This window comes from Flavobacterium cryophilum (assembly GCF_048286555.1).
GTDB lineage: Bacteria > Bacteroidota > Bacteroidia > Flavobacteriales > Flavobacteriaceae > Flavobacterium.
Window position 1 is genome coordinate 65,321 of record NZ_JBLVPZ010000015.1, and the last position, 6,962, is coordinate 72,282.

The 6,962-nt window shown below is 33.5% G+C and carries 7 protein-coding genes and 1 pseudogene; 6 read left to right on the plus strand and 2 right to left on the minus strand.

The window, feature by feature from the left end; translation table 11 throughout:
* Positions 1-64: 64 nt before the first annotated feature.
* From tsaD to ACNQGJ_RS16375, 5 genes are all read left to right on the plus strand, one after another.
* The gene (tsaD, locus tag ACNQGJ_RS16355; RefSeq protein ID WP_417971887.1) at positions 65-1,087 is read left to right on the plus strand and encodes a tRNA (adenosine(37)-N6)-threonylcarbamoyltransferase complex transferase subunit TsaD; all 1,023 of its coding nucleotides are present in this window, start codon (positions 65-67) and stop codon (positions 1,085-1,087) included.
* 3 nt (positions 1,088-1,090) lie between these two features.
* Entirely contained in the window at positions 1,091-1,798 is a 708-nt protein-coding gene (locus tag ACNQGJ_RS16360; RefSeq protein WP_417971889.1) for a 16S rRNA (uracil(1498)-N(3))-methyltransferase, read from the plus strand.
* Between the two features lie 21 nt (positions 1,799-1,819).
* Positions 1,820-2,458 (plus strand): DUF4159 domain-containing protein, encoded by a 639-nt coding sequence (locus tag ACNQGJ_RS16365; RefSeq protein ID WP_417971891.1) that lies wholly within the window; start codon positions 1,820-1,822, stop codon positions 2,456-2,458.
* 498 nt (positions 2,459-2,956) lie between these two features.
* Positions 2,957-3,904: a zinc metalloprotease gene (locus ACNQGJ_RS16370; RefSeq protein WP_417971893.1), complete on the plus strand. Its 948-nt coding sequence runs from the start codon at positions 2,957-2,959 to the stop codon at positions 3,902-3,904.
* A gap of 270 nt (positions 3,905-4,174) precedes the next feature.
* Positions 4,175-5,122, plus strand: coding sequence for a zinc metalloprotease (locus ACNQGJ_RS16375; protein WP_417971895.1), 948 nt, complete (start codon positions 4,175-4,177; stop codon positions 5,120-5,122).
* A gap of 225 nt (positions 5,123-5,347) precedes the next feature.
* On the opposite strand, the pseudogene ACNQGJ_RS16840 reads toward ACNQGJ_RS16375, so the two are convergent.
* Positions 5,348-6,179: pseudogene (locus ACNQGJ_RS16840) on the minus strand (IS3 family transposase).
* Positions 6,180-6,226: 47 nt separating this feature from the next.
* Positions 6,227-6,526, minus strand: a complete 300-nt coding sequence (locus ACNQGJ_RS16390; protein ID WP_417971897.1) for a transposase — start codon at positions 6,524-6,526, stop codon at positions 6,227-6,229.
* A gap of 126 nt (positions 6,527-6,652) precedes the next feature.
* Between ACNQGJ_RS16390 and ACNQGJ_RS16395 the strand changes: the two genes are divergently transcribed.
* Positions 6,653-6,952 (plus strand): transposase, encoded by a 300-nt coding sequence (locus tag ACNQGJ_RS16395; RefSeq protein WP_417971899.1) that lies wholly within the window; start codon positions 6,653-6,655, stop codon positions 6,950-6,952.
* Positions 6,953-6,962 lie beyond the last annotated feature (10 nt).

Genomic DNA, 6,962 nt, shown 5'->3' on the forward strand with positions numbered 1-6,962 from the left:
TGGCTCTTACAAAACGATTTTTACAATCGACTTGTCAAATGTAATTCAAAATCTGTGCCTTTTTATGCTAAATTCCGAGGTTTTTATTCTTGCTATCGAAAGTTCCTGTGACGATACGGCTGCTGCCATTTTACAAAACGATAAAGTGTTGTCAAATGTTGTTGCAAATCAGCATATTCATAATCAGTACGGTGGCGTGGTTCCTGAACTGGCCTCTCGTGCTCACCAACAAAACATAGTCCCCGTAATCGATGCCGCGTTGCGTAGTGCAAATATACATAAAGAACAGCTATCAGCAATTGCCTTTACACAAGGTCCAGGACTAATGGGTTCACTTTTGGTAGGAAGTTCATTTGCAAAATCAATTGCTTTAGCCTTGCAAATTCCTCTGATCGCTGTAAACCATATGCAAGCGCATGTATTAGCCCATTTTATTGACGAAGAAGGATATGAGAAACCTACATTCCCCTTTTTGGCCTTGACCATAAGCGGCGGACATACTCAAATTTTAAAAGTGGACAATTTTTTTGACATGACTATAATTGGAGAAACTACTGACGACGCTGTTGGAGAAGCTTTTGACAAAAGCGCAAAAATATTGGGGCTTCCCTATCCCGGCGGTCCATTAATTGACAAACATGCGCAATTAGGAAATCCAAAAGCCTTTGCATTTACTAAACCAAAAGTCGCCGGATTAGATTTCAGCTTTTCAGGTTTGAAAACCGCTATTTTATATTTTATTCAAAAGAAAAAATTAGAAAACCCAAATTTCGTGGATGAAAACCTAAATGACATTTGTGCTTCCATTCAACATACGATTATTGAAATTTTAATGGACAAATTAAAATTGGCAGTAAAGGAAACTGGAATTAAAAAAATAGCAATTGGTGGCGGAGTTTCTGCAAATTCTGGAATCCGAAATACCTTGAAAGAAACAGAGAATAAATACGGCTGGAAAACCTTTATTCCTAAATTTGAATACACAACCGACAATGCTGCAATGATTGGAATTGTAGGTTATCAAAAATTTTTATCCCAAAAATTTGAAACGTCTTCTGTCGTTTCTAAAGCAAGAATACAATTATAAATTATGCAATTATTTTACAATCCAACTGTTACGGAACTCACTGAAGTTTTTTCTTTTGACAAAGAAGAAAGTAAACACATTATTAAAGTATTACGTAAGAAAGATACGGATATATTATTCGTAACCAATGGCTTAGGTTTATTATTCAAAACTGAAATCACATTGGCTTCGGACAGCAAGTGCACTGTTAAAATCCTTTCATTCGAAAAACAGCCACCTTCAAAATTTCATTTACATTTGGCGGTAGCACCAACTAAAATGAACGATCGGTACGAATGGTTTTTAGAGAAAGCAACCGAAATAGGGATACACGAAATCACACCTATCATTTGTGATCATTCGGAGCGAAAAGTTATTAATAACGAACGTTTTGATAAAATTTTGTTGGTAGCCATGAAGCAATCAAATGAATTATATTTACCGAAATTGAATGACGCAGTGACCTTAAAAGAATTTTTAAAACATGAAAGAACAGGTTTAAAACTAATTGCACATTGCGAAGAAGCAGATAAAAAAACATTAAAATCAGTTTTGAAACCTAATGTAGATGTAACATTGCTAATAGGTCCAGAGGGTGATTTTTCTGAAAAAGAAATTGCTTTAGCTCTTGAAAATAGTTATATTCCAGTTTCATTGGGCAATACTAGATTAAGAACTGAAACCGCCGCAATTGTTGCCTGTCATAGCGTAGTTTTTGTCAATGAAGAATAATAAGACCTGATTTAAGTAATTATGAGAAAAATATTTTACCTCCTGTTATTGTTTTCAATATCAACATTTTCACAAGAAATTGCTTTGGTTAAATATAGCGGTGGTGGTGATTGGTATGCAAATCCTACTTCTTTACCTAACTTGATAAAATATTGTAATGCTAATATCAATACCCGAATAAAATCAAAACCATCAACGGTTGAACCTAGCAGTCCCGATTTATTTTCATATCCATTTGTTCACATGACTGGACATGGAAATGTAGTTTTTAATGACGCTGACAGCAGTAATCTCAGAAATTATTTAATCGCTGGAGGGTTTCTCCACATCGATGACAACTACGGAATGGATCAATATATTCGAAAAGAAATAAAAAAAATATTCCCCAATAATGATTTGATTGAAATACCAGCCAATCATCCCATTTTTCAAAAACCGTATTCTTTTCCAAACGGATTACCAAAAATACATGAGCATGATGGAAAACGACCACAAGCTTTCGGAATTTTTATAGAAAACAAATTAGTCTTGCTTTACACGTACGAATGCGATTTAGGTGACGGCTGGGAAGATCCAGAAGTCAACAATGATCCAATTGAAGTTCGGGAAAAAGCACTAAAAATGGGTGCCAATATTCTTAATTATATTTTTAATAATTAAAGAGTTCCATTTTCAGGGTTCCATTTTAAAACGGTCTATTCAATTTAAATTTGAATAGGCCGTTTCCATTTAAATATTTTCGTATTTGTTCGATATAAATAATTTAAAAAAAACAAGAATTTAGGTGAAAATTAAAACACTCCAATAAGCAGATATTACAGCTATAAATACTTAAAAAAGAAACAACTACGTACTAAAGTGTATGTCCAGCAAAATCAAAAATATTAATTTTATAGCTATTTATGACAAGTATTTATTTTATGATAAATATATCTTAATTGGCTTTGTTATAACTATAATTTTATAAAAGGATTTGCCTTAAATTTTTTGTATGAAAGTACGTGTAAATTAAAAATGCTTAAAATTAATAAAAAGCAGTAAAATCAATAAAATGATTATTTTTTGGATTTTTTTTCTAATATAAATTTTTTTTTTGAAAAAATTGTTATAGAATTGTGAAATAATTAACCAAATCTATTAATTTATAACAAAACTTTTATGAAAAAAATTCTTTTATCTGCTGCCGCATTATTAATGCTTTTTTCTTGTCAAAATGACACAACAGAAACAGCACCCGAAACCAATGCTTTAACTCAACGTGGTTGTGCCTCTCAAGACGTTCTTGTAGCACAAATGAAAGCTGACCCTACTTTAGCTTTAAAAATGAACGAAATAGAAGCCTTTACTCAAAAAGCAATGCTAACCGGTCGTATAGTAAATGGCAAAGTCGAAATTCCTGTTGTGGTAAATGTACTGTACAGAACTGCGGCAGAAAACATAACTGATGCTCAAATTCTATCTCAAATTGATGTATTAAACCAAGATTTTAATGCTACTAATTCAGATTTCACCAGTACACCTGATGCATTCTCCCCAGTTGCTGCAAATGTTGGAATTACTTTCGTTTTAGAAGCAGTAAATAGAAAATCTACTACTAAAACTTCATGGGGCACAAGAGATGCTATGAAAAAAACAAAACAAGGCGGTTTAGACCCTACTTCACCAACAACTACACTTAACATGTGGGCTTGTACTATTGGTGGCGGAATCTTAGGTTATGCGCAATTTCCTGGCGGATCAACAACTACTGATGGTGTTGTAGTTGATTCAAAATATTTTGGATTATCTGGATCAGGAGCTTATCCTTATAACTTAGGAAGAACAGCTACTCATGAAGTTGGTCACTGGATGAATTTACGTCATATCTGGGGTGATGCAACTTGTGGAAGTGATTTAGTTTCTGACACACCTACACACAATACTGCTAACTATGGTGTTCCAGCGTACCCACATTACAGCACTTGTACTGGAACTCCAGTAGAAATGACTATGAACTACATGGATTATACAGATGATAGAGGTATGTATATGTTCTCTAACGGCCAAAAATCAAGAATGGCTGCAATTTTTGTTGCAGGTGGAGCAAGAGCGAGTTTTGGAGTATAATTCCTAAATAAATTTATAAAATAGGCGACCTAAAAAGTCGCCTATTTTTATTTATAAGCACTACGTCTTTATTTTTCTTCATTACGATAAGTAACCTATTAACCCCATCAATTTTTTTTAATGGTCTTTACTGTTCTTATCCAAAAAGCATAATTACGCTCTTTTTTAAATTATTTAATAAATAAGTGATCATAAAATTTGTTTTTAAGAAAATTTGTTATAAAATTGTGACATAATTAACCAAAACCATTAATTTATAACAAATTTATTATGAAAAAAATTATTTTATCTACTGTAGCATTATTGATGCTTTTTTCTTGTCAAAATGAAACAACAGAAATTACTTCATCAACGGATGCTATTACAAAACGTGGTTGTGCATCTCAAGAGGTGCTAGCCGCCCAAATGAAGGCTGATCCAACTTTAGCCTTAAGAATGAATGAAATTGAAGCCTTTACAGAAAAAGCAATGTTATCAGCTCGTTTGGTAAACGGAAAAGTTGAAATTCCTGTAGTTGTAAATGTTCTTTACAGAACTACTGCTGAAAATATTTCTTTAACACAAATTCAATCACAAATCGATGTATTAAACAAAGATTTTAATGCAGCTAACTCTGATTACAATAATGTTCCTTCATTATTTTCTGGAGTTAAAGCCAATGTGGGTATTTCTTTTGTTTTAGATCAAGTAATCAGAAAATCAACTACTACAACATCTTGGGGAACAACAGATGCAATGAAAAAAACTACTTCGGGTGGTTTAGCTCCAACATCTCCAACTACAAAATTAAATCTTTGGATTTGTACAATTGGTGGTGGAATTTTAGGATATGCTCAGTTTCCTGGGGGATCATCTTCAACGGATGGTGTTGCTATTGATTCTAAATATGTAGGAACCACTGGAAGTGCTACCTACCCTTATAACTTAGGAAGAACTGCTACACACGAAGTTGGTCACTGGATGAACTTACGTCACATTTGGGGAGATGCAACTTGCGGAAGTGATTTAGTTTCTGACACTCCTACACACAACACGGCTAACTATGGTGTTCCAGCCTACCCACATTATAGTACCTGTTCTGGAACTCCTGTAGAAATGACAATGAACTATATGGATTACACAGACGACAGAGGAATGTATATGTTCTCTAACGGTCAAAAATCAAGAATGGCTGCTTTATTTGTTTCGGGTGGATCAAGAGCTAGCTTTGGAATATAATATTTTAGTTTTGTCTAGTCCTTAAAAACCGATACAAGATTAATAAAAAATAAAAGTACAATTTTTAGACAGTAGTAAACACAGGTTTACTACTGTTTTTTGTTTTATAAGTTCTCATTTTAATTTTGTTTTGCAAATGCATTTGATCAGAAGTCAGCATATAATTTGAATAATGCGGACGCTTTTCATTGTATGTGGATATGCAAATAAAACCCGCACTATTAGTTAGGCAACATTTTTAAAATTATTTTTCTGTTTCCAGAATTCTTCAATTGTTTTGTAATCTAAAGCAGAATGCCTTCTTTTTCTGTTGTACCAGATTTCAATAAATTCAAATATATCGAGTTCCATTTGCTCTTTTGATATAATCTTATTTCCATATATCTGTTCCGTTTTCAATGTCTTAAAAAAGCTCTCAGCTACTGCATTATCCCAACAATTCCCTTTTCTGCTCATACTTCTTGTAATCATTTTATAGGAATCAATCACATTGGTAAATTTCTTACTGGCATATTGGACGCCCCTGTCTGAATGAAACACCAATCCTTTTTCAATGCTTCGGTTTTTAATAGCCATTCTCCATGCTGCCAAAGAAGTTTCCTCTACACTCATCCCGTTACTTAGACTCCAACCTATAATTTTTCTGTCATAGAGATCTAAAAACGGTTGTTAAATATAAAAACCCTTCTTTTACTCGAATATAAGTAATGTCCGACACCCAAGGTTTTGAAGGTTCTGTAATCGAAAATTCCCTATTTAAAACATTGGGAACAATTAAATACTTATGCTTAGAATTTGTGGTAACCTTAAATTTTTTGCTTAATTTACTTCGCAAACCCATTTGATTCATGTATTTAGCAACTGTAATCCTTGATAATTTATTGCCTAACGAAGCCAACTCTGCCGTCATTCTTGGACTTCCATATCTTTGTTTTGAATCAAAATAAATGGATGTTATTTTTTCTTTAACAAGTACAACTTTTTGCTTTCTGTCCGAAACAGACTGGCTTTTCCATTGATAATAACTTCTTTGACCAACTTGCAATACTTTACACATCTTTTCAATCGGAAATATCTTTTCATTGTTTCTGATGAAAGTATAAATCACCGACCGTTTTTGGAAAAGATGCCAATTGCTTTTTTTAATATATCACGCTCTAGTTCCGCATCTTTTAATTTTCTTTCAAGCCCAGAAATTCGTTCCTGTTCTGGTGTTTGCTTTAAATTGCCGTTACCTGGAAAACTTCCTTGTCCAAACTCTTCATACTCTTTTCGCCACTTATATAACTGGGGAGCAGTTATACCTAATTCTCTGGCCAGTTCGGAGATGTTATCTCTCTCATAACTCAATTGAACGGCTTTCTCTTTAAAAGCTCGGTCATAAATTTTACGCACTTGTTTCATAAATTAAAATTAAGGTTTTTATGCTTAACTTTTTATGCAGGTAAAGTTAGCAAGTCCAATGTATTAATTGTGGAGATGCTAACTTAGCCATCACAGAAAGTTAAGAAATAATCTTAATTTTAACCTATGAAACAAGTCCGCAAAGTTTATGACAAAGCTTTCAAAGAAAAAGCCGTCCAATTGAGTTATGAGAGAACAAACGTATCAGAACTGGCCAGAGAGCTGGGAGTAACAGCACCACAGTTGTATAAATGGCGCAAAGAGTTCGAGGAGTTTGGAGAGGGAAGTTTTTCTGGAAAAGGGAATTTAAAATTAAGTCCTGAACAAGAAAAAATTCACGAATTGGAGAAAAGACTCAAAGATGCCGAGTTAGAGCGCGATATATTAAAAAAAGCAATTGGCATTTTTTCCAAGAGCGGTCGATGATTTATAGTTT